The organism is Streptomyces sp. NPDC111606, assembly GCF_055656945.1.
In genome coordinates this window covers 45,493-59,831 of the sequence record NZ_JBVKBY010000012.1, presented here as the reverse complement: position 1 = coordinate 59,831, position 14,339 = coordinate 45,493, and the positions used below count along the sequence as shown (strand labels likewise).

Annotated in this window: 11 protein-coding genes and 2 pseudogenes; 6 read left to right on the top strand and 7 right to left on the bottom strand. The window is 69.2% G+C overall.

Annotated elements, in window-relative coordinates; translation table 11 throughout:
- Positions 1–258 (top strand): tetratricopeptide repeat protein (locus tag ACZ7M7_RS34885; RefSeq protein WP_472123962.1); only part of this gene is annotated, 258 nt, incomplete at its 5' end.
- 192 nt (positions 259–450) lie between these two features.
- Here the strand turns inward: ACZ7M7_RS34885 and ACZ7M7_RS34880 are convergent.
- Positions 451–1,326 carry an SDR family oxidoreductase gene (locus ACZ7M7_RS34880; RefSeq protein ID WP_472123959.1) on the bottom strand — a complete coding sequence of 292 codons (876 nt, stop codon included), beginning with the start codon at positions 1,324–1,326 and terminating at the stop codon, positions 451–453.
- A gap of 759 nt (positions 1,327–2,085) precedes the next feature.
- On the opposite strand from ACZ7M7_RS34880, the gene ACZ7M7_RS34875 reads away from it, so the two are divergent.
- From ACZ7M7_RS34875 to ACZ7M7_RS34865, 3 genes are all read left to right on the top strand, one after another.
- On the top strand, positions 2,086–3,006 hold the full coding sequence (locus ACZ7M7_RS34875; RefSeq protein WP_472123957.1) for a helix-turn-helix transcriptional regulator: 921 nt from the start codon (positions 2,086–2,088) through the stop codon (positions 3,004–3,006).
- A 218-nt stretch (positions 3,007–3,224) separates the two neighbouring features.
- Positions 3,225–4,124: an alpha/beta hydrolase gene (locus ACZ7M7_RS34870; RefSeq protein WP_472123954.1), complete on the top strand. Its 900-nt coding sequence runs from the start codon at positions 3,225–3,227 to the stop codon at positions 4,122–4,124.
- Positions 4,125–4,174: 50 nt separating this feature from the next.
- Positions 4,175–5,074: an alpha/beta hydrolase gene (locus ACZ7M7_RS34865; protein WP_472123951.1), complete on the top strand. Its 900-nt coding sequence runs from the start codon at positions 4,175–4,177 to the stop codon at positions 5,072–5,074.
- 480 nt (positions 5,075–5,554) lie between these two features.
- Here the strand turns inward: ACZ7M7_RS34865 and ACZ7M7_RS34860 are convergent.
- Together ACZ7M7_RS34860 and ACZ7M7_RS34855 are read right to left on the bottom strand one after the other, a co-directional pair.
- Positions 5,555–6,221: pseudogene (locus ACZ7M7_RS34860) on the bottom strand (tyrosine-type recombinase/integrase); the annotation flags it as partial.
- A gap of 40 nt (positions 6,222–6,261) precedes the next feature.
- Complete coding sequence (locus ACZ7M7_RS34855) at positions 6,262–6,480, bottom strand: hypothetical protein (RefSeq protein WP_472123949.1); 219 nt, start codon at positions 6,478–6,480, stop codon at positions 6,262–6,264.
- A 188-nt stretch (positions 6,481–6,668) separates the two neighbouring features.
- On the opposite strand from ACZ7M7_RS34855, the gene ACZ7M7_RS34850 reads away from it, so the two are divergent.
- A complete protein-coding gene (locus tag ACZ7M7_RS34850) occupies positions 6,669–8,987 on the top strand; it encodes a SpoIIE family protein phosphatase (protein ID WP_472123946.1) in 2,319 nt (772 codons plus the stop codon).
- Positions 8,988–9,308: 321 nt separating this feature from the next.
- Here the strand turns inward: ACZ7M7_RS34850 and ACZ7M7_RS34845 are convergent.
- Positions 9,309–9,554 (bottom strand): annotated as a pseudogene (locus ACZ7M7_RS34845) (MmyB family transcriptional regulator); the annotation flags it as partial.
- Between the two features lie 68 nt (positions 9,555–9,622).
- Positions 9,623–10,168 (bottom strand): hypothetical protein, encoded by a 546-nt coding sequence (locus ACZ7M7_RS34840; protein WP_472123943.1) that lies wholly within the window; start codon positions 10,166–10,168, stop codon positions 9,623–9,625.
- 908 nt (positions 10,169–11,076) lie between these two features.
- Between ACZ7M7_RS34840 and ACZ7M7_RS34835 the strand changes: the two genes are divergently transcribed.
- The gene (locus tag ACZ7M7_RS34835) at positions 11,077–13,101 is read left to right on the top strand and encodes a cell wall-binding repeat-containing protein (protein ID WP_472123940.1); all 2,025 of its coding nucleotides are present in this window, start codon (positions 11,077–11,079) and stop codon (positions 13,099–13,101) included.
- Here ACZ7M7_RS34835 and ACZ7M7_RS34830 read toward each other — a convergent pair.
- Positions 13,079–13,825: a transposase gene (locus tag ACZ7M7_RS34830; RefSeq protein ID WP_472124490.1), complete on the bottom strand. Its 747-nt coding sequence runs from the start codon at positions 13,823–13,825 to the stop codon at positions 13,079–13,081. The two genes, ACZ7M7_RS34835 and ACZ7M7_RS34830, sit on opposite strands and share 23 nt — an antisense overlap.
- 107 nt (positions 13,826–13,932) lie before the next feature.
- Entirely contained in the window at positions 13,933–14,265 is a 333-nt protein-coding gene (locus ACZ7M7_RS34825) for a hypothetical protein (protein ID WP_472123938.1), read from the bottom strand.
- Positions 14,266–14,339: the final 74 nt, after the last annotated feature.

Here is a 14,339-nt window from a genome sequence, read left to right as displayed (position 1 = left end):
ACCCTCACCGCCCGCAACAACCTCGCCCGCGCCTACGGCGATGCCGGACGCATCCAGGACGCCCTCGACCTCGGCGAGCGGGTCCTGGCCGACCGGGAGCGGATTCTGGGCGACGACCACCCCGATACCCTCACTGCCCGCAACAACCTCGCCCGCGTCCGCGATGCTGCGGCAGCTGTACAGCAACCAGATACAGCAACCCCAGCGACCGCTCCCGAACTCCAACCCCCTTCAGACGCTCCGGAGCAACCGGTATGACCCTCCCCGACCGATCTCCGTAGAACCACGGATCAGAAGGCTTCTGACATCCACGGCTGACATCAACGTCGCCGGACTGGGGCGTACACCAGCGACTCTGGCTGGCCGTCGCACCGGTCGAGGACAGCAGCCGGACCGTGCTCGGATCGAACTCCTAAAGCGGTGCTCAGCCAGCCCTGGGCTTGACCCGCCCTATCCGCCTCGTCCTGCTTCGTTGGCCACGAGCGGCCCCTGAAGGCTGCGGTCGTCTTCGCGGAGGAACTCGTGGGCGCCGCGGAGCCTGGTTCGCAATCGCTCCTGCGTTGCGCGGCTGTCGAGGCGTACATCGAGGGCCCCGGGCAGGTTGGTATCAGCTCGTCGCCCGGCGGGCAGGTGCGCACCGGCAAGCCCTTGATGCCGGGCGATGAGCACACCGAGGTCGTGACGGCTCAGGGCATCCCGCCCGGCAAGGTGGAACACCCCGGCCGCGTCGGACAGCGCGAGCTCCCACAGGGCGGCGGCCAGATCTTCGACATGTACCGGGCAACGGATGTCGTCGGTGAACAGGACCCCGCCACGGGTGCCGGCCGCCATGTCATGCACCATGCGCTCGTGCCCGGACAGGCCGCGTCCGAGGATCAGCGAGGTGCGGGCGACAACGGCACCCGGCACCAACAGCCGCACCGCCGTCTCGGCTGCGGCCTTTGCGGCGCCGTAGGGGGTGACCGGATCGGGCAGGCTGCTCTCGTCGTAGCGGACGTGCGCACCGGAGAACACCGCGTCACTGGAGACGTGGGCCAGGCGGCAGCCTTGCTCGGCGGCAGCCAGCGCCACGCGGATCGCGCCGTCGGCAGTGACTGCCCAGTCAGACTGGCCACTTGACACGTTGAGGACGACCGAGGGCTCAACGTCGGCGATCACCCTGGCGACGCGCGCAGGGTCCCGGACGTCAAGCGGATACCAGGCGACACCCGAGCACCTGCCGGCCCGGGAGGCGAACGTCGCGGTCGTTTGGTGCCCGGCCGCGACGGCCTGACGGACCAGTTCAGCTCCCAGAAAGCCACTGCCACCGATAATCAGGACCGTCATGGGCTGCCACGGTAGCGGAGCGGATCGGTGGTGGGCTGACTCCCGGCCGACCCAACCAGCGACGGCCGTGCCATTCGCGTGCCAGATCGAGTGGGGAACCACGGGGAACGGCGGGGACTGACACCGGGGACGCCCAGAGTCCCAACGCGTCTCCGCCACAGGTCAGCCGTGTAACCGCCCGTACAGAACCCGAGCTTCCCAAGCTGAGAGCGCGAGTTCGATTCTCGTCACCCGCTCCATGCGAAACCCCCAGGTCAGTGACCCGGGGGTTCTTTGTGTGTCCGGTGTGACGAAGGTCGTAGTACACCCCTCGCCCACCGCGAAGGCACCGAACTCCCCTCATGCGCCCATGACTTCGAGCCCCACTCGCCGGACATCCAGGTCGACAGCAGTGACCAGGACTCGAACGTCACCGACGCCACTGGGAACGGCGCCGAGGTGGACGTAGCAACACACTTGCTGAACGGCACCGTGCGGCTGTCAGTGCTGTGGACCGACGAGATCTACCTGCACCCGGATGATGCCCAACGCGTGGCACAGGCTCTGCTCCGAGCCGCTTCCGGCCTGCGATGCCGCGATCGGCGAGAGGGGCCCGGCGAGCCGGTGACGTGGCGGACGAACTGTTTCAGGCGTCCCGGGCGGTAGCGGGTCTGCCGGACGGTGGAGCGGCGCCGAGTACGGTCGGCCGTCGCGAGCCAGGGTGTATCAGGGCCCCTCACGCCGCTGCCGACGGCGGGAGACCATGAGAAAACTGGAAGCATGTCCCATCGCCCTTCTGATCACGCCACCGCCCTCGGGAGCTTCCTGCGCGCCCGCCGCGAGCGCCTGCGGCCGTCCGATGTCGGTCTGCCTCCCGGCTCAGGCGTACGCCGCACTCCCGGCCTGCGCCGTGAGGAGCTCGCGGCGATCGCGGGGATCAGCATCGACTACTACACCAGGATCGAGCGGGGCAGGGAGGCCCGGCCCAGCGCCTCCGTCATCGACTCCCTCGGCCGGGCGCTGCGTCTCGACCCCGATGAGCACGCCCATCTGCGCGAACTCCTGTCCGCTGCCGAACATGGCGGCGCGGGAGCCGAGGGGGCCGGTCCGGAACGCCGGAGCGAGGTCGGCACCGCGACGCGGGTGATGCTGGAGCAGGTCCGTCCCAGCGCTGCCTATGTCGCCAACCGGGTCGGAGACATCCTTGCCGCCACCCCGTCGGGAATGAGTCTGCTGCCGGGCATCGAGGACTGGGCGCCGGAGAAGTGGAACATCAGCCGTTACGTCTTCCTCCATCCGGCTGCCCGCGGCCTCTTCGACGACTGGGACGATCACGTGACCGCCATGGTGGCCGACCTGCGGTCGCTGGCCGGGACCGAGCCGGACGCCGAGGACCTCACCCGGCTCGTCGGCGAGCTGCTGGTCAAGAGCCCGGACTTCGCGCGGGTGTGGGACCGCTATGACGTGCGCCGCCGATCCCGCGGCGTCAAGGTCTTCCACCACCCCGAGGTCGGGGACGTGGAGCTGACCTTCCAGTCCATGCGATTGGACGGGACACCAGGACAACAGCTCATGATCTACGCGGCCGAGCCGGGCACGCCCAGCCACGAGGCCCTGACCCGCCTCGACGAGCTCGGCAGAGAGGCCCCCGCCGCCCGGCCCGGACCCGGCAGGCCGGCCGCCGAGCGCCCGCGTCGCTGACCTGCCCGGTCCCCGGGCCATCGACACGGCGAGCTCGGACTGTCTCCGCCGCCGCCACCCGTGCCAGGCATACGTGAGGGGCCCTGTTGGTACCCCCTCTCGCCAGCCCCCGCATCGGTCCGGTCTGCCTGGGCTTCGGTCGAAAACAGATGGTGGATGTCATGCCGTCCGGATCGGATCGGACGGCGCCACGACACCGGAGAAGGACCGCACCCGCCATGAAGACGTTCGTCTCGTTCACCAGCAACAACATCGAGCTGGCCGGGATTCTGTTCAAGCCCGACGACTGGATGGGCGCGGAGCTGCCTGCCGTCGTCATCACCCACCCCGCCGGGGGTGTGAAGGAGCAGACCGCCTCCCTGTACGCCGAGCGCCTCGCCGACCATGGCTTCGCGACCCTGGTCTTCGACGCCGCCTACCAGGGCGAGAGCGAGGGCGAGCCGCGCGGGCTCGAAGACCCCTTCCAGCGGGTAGAGGACATCAAGTCCGCCGTCTCCTACCTCGCCACCCGCAGCGACGTGAACGCCGAGGCGATCGGCGCGCTCGGGATCTGCGCCTCCGGCTCCTATGTGCCCCACGCCGCCCAGACCGACCGCCGTATCAAGGCCGTGGCCACGGTGAGCGCGATCGACCTGACCGCCGCGATCTTCGAGTCCGACCAGGCCCGCGACTTCCTCCTGGACCAGGCCGCACTGCTGCGCACCGCTGAGGCCCGGGGCGAGGGACTGTTCTGGACCAAGCACACCCCCACCACCCGCGGTGAGGCCGAGACCTTCCCGGAGCGGAGCATGTTCCGCGAGGCATGGGAGTACTACCGCACCGACCGCGCCGCCCATCTGCGCTCCACCCAGTGGGGCCCGATGCGCCTGGACGTCGCCGCACAGTTCGACGCCTGGGGCCGCAACGACTGGATCTCCCCGCGCCCCTTCCTCGCCATCGCCGGCACCGACGCGGACACCCTCCCCTTCAGCGAGAAAGCCGTGGAACTGGCCGCCGAGCCCAAGGAGCTGTTCCTGATCGACGGCGCCAGCCACATCGACCTGTACGACAAGGACGAGTACGTGCCGCAGGCCGTCGACAAGCTCGCCGCCTTCTTCGGCAGCGCCCTGAAGGCATAACCCCTCACCGCACCCACGCCCGAACACGAACCCCCGAAGGAAAAGCGCTCATGAAGACTTCCGTGACGTTCTCCAGCAACGACATCGAGATCGCCGGCGTCCTGTACATCCCGGACGACTACGACGGCCGCACCCTGGCCGGGGTGGTCGTCGCCCACCCCGCCGGCGGCGTCAAGGAGCAGACCGCGGGCCGGTATGCGGAGGAGCTGTCCAGGAAGGGCTTCGCGACCCTCACCTTCGACGCGGCGCGTCAGGGTGAGAGCGGCGGTGAGCCGCGTCAGCTCGAAGACCCGTTCCAACGTGCCGAGGACATCCGCAGCGCGGTCACGTTCCTGTCCACCCGCAGCTTCGTGGACGAGCACCGTGTGGGCATCCTCGGGGTGTGCGCGGGCGGCAGCTACGTGTCCTATACCGCGCAGACCGACCGCCGGATGCGCGCGGTCGCCACGGTGAGCGCGGTGGACCCCGCCGGTGAGCTGCTGGAGGACCCGGAGACGCGCGAGTTCCTGCTGAACCAGGCGGGCGTGCTGCGCAACCTCGCGGGCAAGGGTGAGGGGGCGTTCCTGACCCACGTGAACCCCGGGACCCCGACCGAGGCGGAGGCGTACCCGGAGCGGAGCATGTTCCGTGAGTCGTACGACTACTACGTCGACGGCATCGGCAAGCACCCGAACTCGCTCGGGTGGGGGCTGCTGCAGTTCGACGTGCTGGCGCACTTCCGGCCGTTCGAGCACCAGGACTGGATCGCCCCCAGGCCGCTGCTGATGATCGCCGGCACCGAGGCGGACACCCGTCACTTCAGCGAGAACGCGGTCGCCCTGGCCGGTCCGACCGCCGAGCTGTTCGACATCGAGGGCGCCAGCCACATGGACCTGTACTACAAGGACCCGTTCGTCCTGCAGGCCGTCGCCAAGCTAACCGACTTCTACAACACCAACCTGAAGGGCTGACCCCCCCTCCGCCCGGCGCCCTGGCCGACCGTCCTACGGCGGGCCGGGGCGCTGAGCACCGCTTCGTCCTTGTAGGCGCGGTGAGCAGCGCGTGTGTCGACGGGTACCGAGACAGGCAGCCCCTTGCCATGTGCACTCGCGACCAAGGCGCCGATCTGTCTGAAAGACAGCGAGCATCGGCCAGCGCAAGCGCCACCTGTGCTCCTGGCCGGACTGCTCAGCAACGTCGTGCCCACAGCGTGCCCATAGGAGCGGACAACCACGGGCAACAGGAGTGCGTCCACGCAAGATCACACCGCTACCGTGGAGCACATATCCGCAGGTCAGAAGGAATGTCCTCGCCCGAGCGCCGTCGCTTCCCAAGCTGAGAGCGCGAGTTCGATTCTCGTCACCCGCTCCATGCGAAACCCCCAGGTCAGGGACCCGGGGGTTTTCTTGTTGTCTAGACCGGTGGGTCAGTCCTGCACCACAACCGCACCATTAGCTTTCGGCGGACTCCTCGTTGTGTTGCGCAGGATTGTCACGGTCGTCCCGCGCACGCTCGGTGCGGACCAGGTCGTGGAGGCCGGCGGTCACTTCGCGTTGCCGCTCCTCGTCGGCGTGCTGGTAGATCAGCGCGGCCTCCTCGGAGGACTCGATCCCGCGGACCATCGTGTCCTTGGTTACGCCTGCATGACGCCACTTCCGACCGAAGGAGGTGCGCCGGAAAGCAGCGTTCTTCTCACCACGAAGAGAAGCCCACCGGGCCCCTTCTCGGCGTACCAGACGAGGTGCCGCTTCACTTCCTTGCGGAGGAAGGCTGGGAGGACGACGGTGCGGACACCCGCGTCGGCCTTGGTCCCGCCAGGGGCCGCTTGCCGTTGGTCCGCTCCGGCTCGGCGACGCGGACACGGATCACCAGGTTGTCGAGATCGACGTCCCTGCGACGAAGGCCGGCCAGTTCCTACGGCCGCATCGGGCCGTACGTGCCGAGGTCGACCATGAGGCGCCAGCGCATCCCGATGGCGTCGGCAGGAGCGTCGACCTGACCGACGGTGGCGATACGGCGTGCAGCGGCTGACTCCGTGCCCGCTCCCTTGATTCGACATGGGTTGCGGCTGCTCAGGTCGTCGTCGACGGACGTCTCAAGGATGCCCTCGACGGAACGGGCGCGCCTCTCGCCGAGGAAGACGAGCCCGCCCGTTCCCTTACCTGCCTGCAACTCCATGTGGATGGCGACATCCCTGCGGCGGAGCCCGGCCAGCAGGGGTGTCGACGAGCTCCAGGTTGCGGATGAGCCGCTTGCTCTTGGCCTCGGTGACGGCTCGGCGCAGGCACGCCACTCGGGTCTCCCGGTCGCTCTGCGCGTCGGTGTCCCGCCGGTGCAGGGGATCGATGAACAGCTCCCGCCGGGATGCGTCGAACACGTGGTCGGACGATTTGGACCAGTGGCATCGCGCCTCCCTCTCGTTTCGCCAGACAGGAACAGCGTCCGGTCGCAAATCAGGCAGGTACGGCCGTCTCGGGGCCAGTAAGGGGCAGACCGGGGCGGGCTTGACCGGGATGCGCTGGGATGGCCCGACTCACCGCAACCTGCCAGTCAGTTGGGGCCGACATGAGCGACACGATCACATCAGGGTCGACCGGCAGAGCAGGAGCTGCCGAGCAGGCCGGCCGCCGACGCGGCGCCAGGAGCCGTGCGAGCACGCCCAAAACAGTCGAGGACCGGTTTCGGGGGCTGCTGGAGGCTGCCCCGGACGCGATGGTGATCGTGGACGACAAGGGAACCATCAAACTCGTCAACGCCCAGACCGAAGCCCTCTTCGGCTACCAGCGCGACGAACTCCTCGGCCATCCCGTCGAGATCCTCATTCCCAGCCGATTCCACGCCCACCACGCCACCCATCGCGACGGATACGCTGTCACCCGGCAGGTGCGCCCCATGGGGGCGGGGCTCGAACTGCACGGGCTGCGCAAGGACGGCAGCGAGTTCCCCGTCGAGATCAGCCTCAGCCCCCTGGAGACGACCGACGGGCTCCTCGTCTCCGCGGCCGTACGGGACGTCAGCGAACGCAAGGCCGCCGAAGAAAGGTTCCGGGCACTGCTGGAGGCTGCCCCGGACGCGATGGTGATCGTGGACGACAAGGGAACCATCAAACTCGTCAACGCCCAGACCGAAGCCCTCTTCGGCTACCAGCGCGACGAACTCCTCGGCCGTCCGGTCGAGTTGCTGGTACCCAAGCGGTTCCAGACCCACCACACCAGGCACCGGGACGGCTACGCCGGCGCCCGGCAGGTGCGGCCGATGGGCGCGGGGCTCGAACTGCACGGGCTGCGCAAGGACGGCAGCGAGTTCCCCGTCGAGATCAGCCTCAGCCCCCTGGAGACGGCTGACGGGCTCCTCGTCTCCGCGGCCGTACGGGATGTCAGTGAACGCAAGGCCGCCGAGGCGCGCATCACCGAGCTCGCCGCCCTGGTCGAGTCCTCTCAGGACGCGATCCTCGCCAAGACGCTCGACGGCCGCATCACATACTGGAACACCGCCGCCCAGCGGCTGTACGGCTATACGGCCGAGGAAGCCGTCGGGCAGCACGTGTCCATGCTGGCCACGCCGGAGCGCAAGGACGAGATCATCCAGTTGCTGGAGCGGTTGCGGCAGGACGAGAAGATCGAGCATTTCGAAACCCTGCGGGTCACCAGCACCGGTGACATGCTCGATGTCGATGTCACCCTGTGGCCGACCCGGGACGCCACCGGAACGGTCGTCGGCGCTTGCGCCATCGTCCGTGACATCAGCGACCGTAAGCGCGCCGAGGCCGAACTCACCGAGTTGTACAGACAGCAGAAGCACATCGCCCTCACCCTGCAGCGCAGCCTCATGGGCACCCCGCCCGCCATCCCCGGTCTGGCGGCTGCCAGCCGCTACCGGCCCGCGACCCAGGGCGCCGGCGTGGGCGGCGACTGGTTCGATCTGATCCCGCTCGGCGCCGGCCGGGTCGGCATCCTCATCGGCGACGTCATGGGCCGAGGTCTGGAAGCGGCGTCCGTGATGGGTCAGTTGCGCTCCGCCGCCCATGCCCTGGCCAAGACCGGAATGCAGCCCCGTCAGCTCATGCAGGCCCTGGACGCGGTCGTCGCCGACCTCGATGTCCCGGACCAGTTGGTCACCTGCTGCTACCTGGTCATCGCCCCGGACGCCGGATCCGTCACCATGTGCTCCGCCGGCCATCTGCCCACCCTCGTCGCCACCCCCGGCAACGGCGTCGGTCGGCTTCCCGCGCCGGTGAACGCCCCTCTCGGCGTCGGCGACATCCTCTACCAGCAGTCCAGCGCAGCCATACCGCCCGGCGCCGCCCTCGTGCTGTACACCGACGGCCTGGTCGAAACCCCCGGCAGCGACATCGAGTACGAGATCGACAAGCTCACCGAGGTCCTCAACGACGCCTTCACGCTCTCCAGCGGCCTTGAGGGTGCCGCCGACCACGTACTCGCCACGCTGCTGCCCGATTGCGAGGGTCACGACGACGACGTCACCCTTCTTCTGGCCCAGCTCCCCGCCGCCCCGCTGGACAGTGCCCGTACGGAACTGCCGGCCACTGCCTCCGCGGTGGCCTCGGGCCGCTCCTTCGTAGTCGAGACCCTCGCGGCCTGGGGCTGCGCCGACAAAGCCGACGACGCCAGACTGCTGGTCTCCGAGGTTCTCACCAACGCCGTCCAGCACGCGGAAGGCCCTGTCGTCCTCCACCTGCGTCGCACCGAGGCCGAACTCGCCGTCGAGATCAGCGACCTCAGCCCGCATCTGCCCCAGCCGCGGCTGGCCGCCCAGGACGAGGAGTCCGGACGCGGCCTCATCCTTGTCGACACCCTCGCCGACAACTGGGGCGTCCGCCCCGACGAGCGGGGGAAGACCACCTGGTTCGCCCTCCGGCTGTGAACGCCGAACCCTCAGCACCCCGCCCACGCACGGCCGGCTTCGGCAGCGGCCCAGCACCCGGCTGGACGGCGTCACCCGACCCCGCGGCAAAACGAGGCGGGCCGCGGGTACGCCGGCTGCGTCGGCGCGGCGATCAAGGCCAGCATCCCGGAGGGCGTCACGGAGCGCGTCAACTGCTGGCGCCTGAGCGAGTCTGCGTGATTGACGGGATCCCGTCCGATCGGATTGCACGGACGGGATCCCGGCGTTTCCGGGCTGGCGCACTAGTGGTGTCCGAAGTCGAGCAGCCACTCAAGCGAATTGCTCGCAGGATCCGGCCGTTCACTTCGGCTGTATGGCGGCCTGATTCGAGGTGGCGTGGATGGATCCGAGAAGGCCCAGTGCCTGGGCGCTGGGGCTGCCCGGTTCGGCCTGGTGGACGGCGAGTTGCCGGCCCGGAGCGTCGCGTACGTCGAACGCCTGGTAGGTGAGCGTCAAGGGGCCGACGTGCGGGTGGAGCAAGTGCTTGGCGTCCTGGGTCTGCCCACGCACTGCGTGGGTGTTCAACAAGCGGGTGAAGTCCGCGCTTGCTCGGCGAGGGAGCGGCCGTCCACGCACTGGGCACCCTCCGGACCGTCTTGGGGCCGTTCGAGCAGTCACGGCCGCGGGAGGTGTGGGGCGCGGGTCGTAGGGGGCGCTGCTGGTGTGTCCGCGTGTCGGTGGGGGGCGTCGAGGTGGTGTGCGGTGCCGTGGTCGCGGGCCAGTTCGAGCATTGATTCATGCAGCGCGAATTCCAGAGCCGCGGGTGCGTTCAGGGCGCCGCTTCCGTCGGGCGGGCAGATCCAGCGCAGATCGCCCCAGCGGCAGTGCGGGGCGGGCGTGGCGATCCACCCGCCCGTGGTGAGGTAGCGGATGTCGTGCCCGACCCAGATGGTCATGGGTGCGGGCGGCAGGAAGAAGCCGACGTGCTGCCGCCTGCTGTCCAACAGAGCCGGGCCGGGCTCGAGGCGAGGCATGCCGGCCATGATGTCGGCCGTGCGCAGGCCGAGGCAGGCGGGGACGATCAGTACGTCCCAGAATCGTCCGGCGGCCAGGAGTTGGACGCCGGTGGTGCCGCGCTGCCAGTCCTCCTTGCATAACCGGGGTTCCCGTGCGGCGGCGGCCAGCCACTCCACGGCGTTGGTCCACTGCGCCAGTGCCATCACAAACCTCCTGCGTCATGTCGGGCTTCGGAGCCCGGCGGGTCAACGGCTGATCCGACGGATCACCTTGGTCATCCGGGGAGCGGGCAGGACGTGAGAAGGGAGACCGCCCTGAGGCTGGGCGGAGCCGACCGAAGCAGACGCCATGGTCGGGTGGTCCCACACGGCGTTGCTGCTTCCGTACCCCAACCGGCAGGTCATGGCCGGTCATTGGCGAGTGCGGCACAGTCCGAGGGGGCCGCATTCCCTGCTTCTGTCCCTGGCGCACCGGGTGATCACTTATGACTGCTGCGTGCCTGTTGGTGACGTGCATTGAAAGCGAGTGAGTGCCCAGTGAAACGGGGCGTGTGAGGTTACGGCCAGAGGATGGGCGTGCAGTTCACCGCATGGGGCGAGCGCCAGCGCACAGAGGGGGCAGATATATGCACGAAAGCGCCCTCAGGTGCCTCCAAAGACAGGTGCCTGCTCCACGGCCACCGAGCCGCGGCGCCCACTCCCCTCAGGCCAGCCGACATTGGGCCGTAGAAGACTGAGCTACGCAAGCCGATGTTCCATGCCAGATCACTACCCGCCGGGTAGCACCAAGCTCAGAGCGCTGGTTGCGAAGGGAGCGAGGATCCCAGTGTCGGGGACAACGCTTGAGCCAGCGACAGATCCAGGCGCAGGAATTGGGTGAGAGCGGCCCGTTGGTCCGCCCAGTCCGTGGTGAGTGCCCCCGGTGCAGGAATCGGAGAGAGGGGGCTGTCAATAGCGGACCACGGGCGCGTCGGCACCCGGTGCCCCTGCATCCGCAGATGCCGTGGCACGGCGCTAAAGTTTCGCCGCTGCCGTACGGACGACGAACACGATGCCGTCCGTTCGCCTCGGGGGAGGGGCAACGCAGCCATCCATTCACCTGTGGGGGCACATTGAACATCCCTGCGCGTCGCGGATTCGCGGCGCTCACGACCGTCGCCGCACTCGCGGCCGGTCTCGTCGCCGGGCTCCCGGGCCACGCGACCGCCGACACCGCCGGCTGGCCGGCCACGGACGGCCGGCTGCTGTACAACGAACTCGGCTCGCTGCGCTACATCAACCCCGACGGGACCAAGAGCGCCCAGTTCTACGAGACCGCGAATCAGGCGGCCTGGTCCGCCGACGGCAGCCAGATCGCCTATGTGGGCTCCGCCGACGGCCGTCTCCGCACGAAGACGTACGCCCAGGAGTCGATATCGGGCAACGACATCGTCATGCCGGCGGGCAGTGGCTGGCAGCCGACCGATCCGACGTTCTGGGGCGGCGGGGGCGACATCGTCTTCACCGCCGGAGGCCGACTGCGGGTGGCCGTGGCCAACAGCGGCCGCGCTCCCGCGGCCCTGTTCGGCACCGACGTCGACGGCTGCGACTCCAAGGCCGGCGGCGCCGTCAACGGCAAGCTGGCCTTCGTGCGCACCGGCACGAGCTGCTCCACCACCGGCAGTCCGGCCGTCTGGGTCTACAACGGCCCCACCAAGACGTTCACCAAGGTGGCCGCCGACGCGGACGAGCCGAGCATGTCCCCGGACGGGCAGTCGCTGGTCTTCACCCGGACCGTCGCCGGACACAAACAGCTCTTCACGGTCAAGGTCGACGGCACCGGGCTGACCCAGGTCACCACGGACCCCGCCGACCACAACCGTCCCGCCTGGTCGCCCAAGGGCGACCGGATCGCGTACGACACCTACTTCACCGGCGGCCCGGACACCGGCCCCAGCGGTTCGCAGATATGGATCCACGACCTCGGCACGGGCACGGAGACGCGTGTGCCCATGGCCGACGGGACCGACGTGGCCTGGCAGCCGCTCCGGAAGAACGCGATCTCCCGGGTCTACGGCTCCGACACCTACGACACCAACATCGCGTCGTCCAAGTGGACGTGGAACACCCTCGGCAAAAGCGTGCCGGGCCTGATGAACGCGAGCTCGGCCGTCCTGATCAGCAAGTCGGACTCCGCGTACGCCACCACCGCGACCTCGCTGGCCGGCAAGAAGCACGGACCGGTGCTGATGACCTCCCGCACGGGCCTGGACTCCTCCGTCCAGACCGAGCTGAAGCGCATGCTGCCCAAGGGCAAGACCGTCTACCTGGTCGGCGGCACCAGCATCCTCAGCAGCTCGGTGGCGTCCAAAGTGACCTCACTCGGATACGTCGCCAAGCGGCTGTCCGACGTCTCGCGCTACTCCACCTCGGTGGCCGTGGCCAAGACGATCACCAGCGCCCCGAAGTACGTGTTCCTGGCGACCGGCACCGACTACCACAACGCCCTCGCGGCCAGTTCCGCCGCCGGCGCCATGGGCACATCGGGCACCGCGGTCGTACTGCTGACCCAGGGCTCGACCATGACCGCGTCCGTGTACGGCTACCTGAACAAGTACAGCCCGAGCACGACGAAGATCATCACGGTGGGGGGCGACGCCGAGTCGGCGCTGACCAAGGCGTACAACGCCGGCAAGCTGCCCCACTGGCCCAGCAAGTACAGCTACTACCGCTTCGGCGGCAGTCCGGCGCCGGTCGCCGCGAGGCTCGCCGAGTTCTGGTGGTCGTCGCCTTCGGACGCCGCGGTGGCCTCGGTGAACAGCTGGACCGGCGGCGTCTCCGCGTCGTCGGCGATGACCACCTTCGGCCCGCTGCTGTGGACCGACGTCACCTCGCTGACGTACGACACCAAGTGGTACATGATGCGCGCGTCGGCGAGCCTGAACCACGTGGCCGTGTTCGGCGGCAACGGCTCCGTCGACGCGAAGGTGGTCCCGTTGATCGGCAGGGCCATCGGCGTGGACAGCACCTACGCGTACACCCCGTACTACAAGGGTGCCCTCCCGCAGAGCCCGGCCTCCCAGCCGTTGTCCGCGAGCACCGGCAAGCCCGTTCCGAGCCCGGATCTGGCCCCGCTCAAGGTGACGGTCTCGAAGTGACCCGTGTCCGGGCCGCCTTCCTCCCAGAGGGCGTCCCGGACCACCAGCGGATCGGCCGGGGACATCTCATGAGCGCGAGCCGGTCGGGCCGGTGCGCGCGGTGGTGCGCGCGGTGGTGTGCGCCACCGCGACCCCTGCCGGCAAGAACAGGGCAACCAGCGTCGCTGGGACCGCTGCCGTCAGCCAGAAGCCGGCACCGGCGGGGGCCGCGGTCAGCAGGAGGGCCGTCGCGACCGCGGCGAGGCCAGCTGGCCAGCAGGCCCGGCTGGCTTGTCAGGCTCCTTCTCCGCACCCACGGCGGCACGAGCCTTCCGAACCGTCGCTCCGGCCTGGCGGCGACCTTCCCTTGCCGCGCTTCGTCAGAGTGCTGGTAGATCAGCGCTGGAGGATCACGCCGCTCGCCGCGGCGGATCTCCGTCTGCTTCTCGGCAGGCCAGTCGTCCGTGTCAGCCGTCGTCTCGAAGGTGACCGGGGCCGGACGCATCACGCCGTCCGGCACCGGATGGCGCGCCTCGTACCGGCCGACAGTGTGGGAGGAGATGAATTCCGCGGCCGCACGCTCCGGTACTGGCCTGCCTTTGCTGCTGGCCATCAGGCAGCCCCGCTGCTTCCACGCGATCGCGTCGCGCACCTGCCGGTGATCCCGCCAACGCCCGCCCCGCTTCGGCGCCCGATCGGGTAACAGCGGTTCGATCCGCGCCCATTGGGCGTCAGTCAGCCACACAACCAAACCCACGATCAGATGATCCGAAGGAAACGGCCTAAGCCCTGGGGCGGCGGCCGTACTCCTGAGAGCATCCGGCCGCCGCCCCTCCCCCGTTCGACCGGGTCCTACTCGATGGTCCAGCCGACGCTGCCGACACCCGTGCTGTACCAGGCACAGGTGGCGGAGGACTGGCCCCACTGGCCCGGGTTCAGGGTCACCCAGTCACCGGAGACGTCGGGGGCTCGGCCGCAGACGACCTCGGCGCGGAACCGGATGGTGCGGTCGCTGTTGTTCGTGCAGCTGGCGATGCCCCGGTCCGTGTCGACACCGTGGACCGCGCCACGGCAGTCGACCGAACCCGCGGCCGACGCCGGGGCGGCCATGGCGCCGACGGACAGGGCCGCCGCCGAGACGGTGGTGGCCAGACCTGCGACGAACATCTTCTTACTGCGGATCATTTTCGTGCCCCCGAGAGGTCGCGGTTTGCGTGTGCTGACCTCAGTGAAGGGCACGGGGGCGGCCCCGGGTACCT